This window comes from Longimicrobiaceae bacterium (assembly GCA_035696245.1).
Lineage (GTDB): Bacteria > Gemmatimonadota > Gemmatimonadetes > Longimicrobiales > Longimicrobiaceae > DASRQW01.
On the sequence record DASRQW010000186.1, the window covers coordinates 1 to 2989 of the forward strand.

Below are 2989 nucleotides of genomic sequence, written 5' to 3' on the forward strand. Positions count from 1 at the left end.
GCGGCCGCGCCCGCGGCCTTCGCCGCCGCCGCGCCGCCCGGCCTCGGCCCCGCCGGGGCCGCCCAGGCCCGGACCGCGGCCCGCACCGGGGCCGCCGCGTCCGCGGCCGCCGCCCTGCCCGCCTCTGTTCTCAGCCATTGCTATTCCCCTAGAACTCGAGGCCGCCCTCGCGGGCGCCCTCGGCGAAGGCCTTGACGCGGCCGTGGTAAAGGTAGCCGCCGCGATCGAAGACCACCGCGGTGATCCCCATCTCGCGAGCCTTCTCCGCGAGCGCCTTGCCGGCCGCCCTGCTCGCCTCGGTCTTCGTCATGCCGTCGGCGCTGCGCTGCTCGCGCAGCGGCGCGGCGAGGGTGGACAACCCCACCAGCGTGCGGCCCTGCGTGTCGTCGACCACCTGACCCTCCACGTGCTTGAGGGAGCGGTAGACGACCAGGCGCGGGCGCTGCTGCGTGCCGCTGACCTTTCCGCGGACGCGGCGGTGCCGCCGCAGGCGGCGGTCCTGGCGCGTCTTGATACGTGCTCTGGCCATCGATCCAATTCCGTTTGAGTGACTATGCGATGATGCGCCGGGGGGCGCGGACGGCTCCTACTTGCCGCCCGCCTTGCCCGCCTTGCGGCGGATCACCTCGCCCTGGTACTTCACGCCCTTGCCCTTGTAGGGCTCGGGCGGACGGAGCGACCGGATCTCGGCCGCGACCTGGCCAACGACTTCCTTGTTCGAGCCCGCGACCTCGACGGTCGTGGGGTTGATCGCGCGCAGCGCGATCCCCTCGGGGGCCCGGTAGTCGATGGGGTGCGAGTAGCCCAGCGCCAGCGTGAGGCCGAAGGGCTTGGTCTCGGCGCGGTAGCCCACGCCCACGATCTCGAGGATCTTGGTGAAGCCCGTGGTCACGCCCTCGACCATGTTGGCCACCAGCGTGCGGCTCAGGCCGTGCAGCGAGCGGTGCTCCGGGGAGTCGCTGGGGCGCTCCACGAGCACCTCGGCGCCCTCGCGCCGCACGATCACCTCGCGGTGCAGCGTGCGCGACAGCTCGCCCTTGGGGCCCCTCACGCTCACGGTCTGGCCGTCGATGTTGATCTCGACGCCCGACGGGACGGAGATCGGCTTTCTTCCGATACGCGACATTGGTTTGTCTCCCCTACCAGATCAGCGCGAGAAGCTCGCCGCCGACCTTGGCGGCGCGCGCCTGGGCGTCGGTCATCACGCCGCGCGACGTGGAAAGCAGCGCCATGCCCAGGCCGTTGCGCACGCGCGGGATCTCGCCCACGCCCACGTACCGGCGCAGGCCGGGGCGCGACACGCGCCGCAGCTCGCGGATGACCGACTTGTCCTGGTAGTACTTCAGGTACAGGCGAAGGACCTTGTGGCCCCCGTCGTCCAGGATCTTGTGCTCGTGGATGTAGCCGTTGTCCTTGAGAAGACGGGCGATCTCCGTCTTCAGCTTCGAGACCGGCATGTCGACCCTCCGGTGCCGCGCGAGCGCGGCGTTCCGGATGCGGGTCAGCATGTCGGCGATGGGATCCGTCACCATGCTGGGCTTCTCCTATAGTATCCGGCGCGGGACCCGGCCGGACTCGTAGGAAGTGAGGTTGTGCCGCGCGGCCCGGAAGGAACGCTCCCCTCCGCCGCGCGGGTGCGGCGGCCGGTGCTACCAGCTCGCCTTGCGGACGCCGGGGATCTCGCCGCGGAGCGCCTGCTCGCGGAAGCAGATCCGGCAGAGCCCGAACTTGCGGATGAACGCGCGCGGACGGCCGCAGCGGTTGCACCGGTTGTAGCCGCGGACGCCGTACTTGGGCGTGCGGTTGGACTTCTCGATCAGGGCCTTGCGCGCCATGTCAGTCTCTTCGTTCGTGTGCTGGTGAGGTGCCGCGGGCGCGGAGCCCGCAAATATAACGGGTCCCGCGCCGTACGTCGACTCCGCCCGGTCTTGGCCGGCCGGCTCAGGCTTCGACGATCACGGGGGCCTGGTCCCGGAACGGCATCCCCATCTCGCGCAGCAGCGCGAGCGCCAGGTCGTCGCGGTCGGTCGAGGTCACGAAGGTGATGTCCATGCCGTGGATCTTGTCCACCTTCTCGTACTCGATCTCCGGGAAGATGAGCTGCTCCTTCACGCCCATCGTGTAGTTGCCCCGGCCGTCGAACGAGCGTCCCGGCACGCCGCGGAAGTCGCGGATGCGCGGCATCGCCACGTTGATCAGGCGGTCGAAGAACTCGTACATGCGCTCGCGGCGCAGCGTGACCGTGCAGCCCACCGGCGAGTTCTCGCGCAGGCCGAAGTTCGAGATCGCCTTCTTGGCGCGGGTGACCACGGCCTTCTGGCCGGTGATCTGGCCCAGCTCGCCCACCACGGCGTCGAGCAGCTTGGGGTTCTTCTGCGCCTCGCCGAGCCCGACGTTCACCACGATCTTGTCGAGGCGGGGAACGAGCATGGGGGTGCTGAAGCCGAACTCGTCCTGCAGCTTGGCGCGGACGGTATTCTCGTAGTACGACTGAAGGCGCGGCTTGGCCTTCGCGGCGGTCTCTGCCATCTGGATTCTCCGTTCCGTATCCCCCCGCCGCATGAGCGCGGAGGGGCGGTCACGATGCCCGTTCCCGTGCGCGCGTCATAAGCGCGCGCGCGCGGGGGGTCAGGCCTTGGGAATGATCTTGCCGGAGCGGACCGACACGCGCTCGCGCTTGCCGTCCTCGCCCTTCACCGAGCGCACGCGGGTGGGCGTGCCGTCGGAGTCCACCAGCATCACGTTCGACGCGTGCACCGGCGCCTCGAACGAGACGATCCCGCCCTCGGGGTCGGTCTGGCTCGGCTTGCGGTGGCGCTTGCGGATGTTCACGCCCTGGATGACGACTCGGTTCTTCTCCGGGTCGACGGAAAGGACGGTGCCTTCGCTGTCCTTGTGGTTCCCGCGGATCACCTTCACGCGGTCGCCCTTGCGGATCTTCATCTTGATGCCGGCCATCAGATCACCTCCGGGGCGAGCGAGACGATCT

6 protein-coding genes are annotated in these 2989 nt (G+C 69.8%); all 6 read right to left on the reverse strand.

What is annotated here, in order from left to right:
• Positions 1-148: 148 nt before the first annotated feature.
• A complete protein-coding gene (rplR, locus tag VFE05_08860; protein HET6230167.1) occupies positions 149-529 on the reverse strand; it encodes a 50S ribosomal protein L18 in 381 nt (126 codons plus the stop codon).
• 57 nt (positions 530-586) lie between these two features.
• Positions 587-1126, reverse strand: coding sequence for a 50S ribosomal protein L6 (rplF, locus tag VFE05_08865; protein HET6230168.1), 540 nt, complete (start codon positions 1124-1126; stop codon positions 587-589).
• A gap of 13 nt (positions 1127-1139) precedes the next feature.
• On the reverse strand, positions 1140-1532 hold the full coding sequence (gene rpsH, locus VFE05_08870; GenBank protein ID HET6230169.1) for a 30S ribosomal protein S8: 393 nt from the start codon (positions 1530-1532) through the stop codon (positions 1140-1142).
• 117 nt (positions 1533-1649) lie between these two features.
• On the reverse strand, positions 1650-1835 hold the full coding sequence (locus VFE05_08875) for a type Z 30S ribosomal protein S14 (GenBank protein ID HET6230170.1): 186 nt from the start codon (positions 1833-1835) through the stop codon (positions 1650-1652).
• Between the two features lie 106 nt (positions 1836-1941).
• On the reverse strand, positions 1942-2529 hold the full coding sequence (gene rplE / locus VFE05_08880) for a 50S ribosomal protein L5 (protein ID HET6230171.1): 588 nt from the start codon (positions 2527-2529) through the stop codon (positions 1942-1944).
• 99 nt (positions 2530-2628) lie between these two features.
• On the reverse strand, positions 2629-2943 hold the full coding sequence (gene rplX, locus VFE05_08885; GenBank protein ID HET6230172.1) for a 50S ribosomal protein L24: 315 nt from the start codon (positions 2941-2943) through the stop codon (positions 2629-2631).
• Positions 2944-2989: the final 46 nt, after the last annotated feature.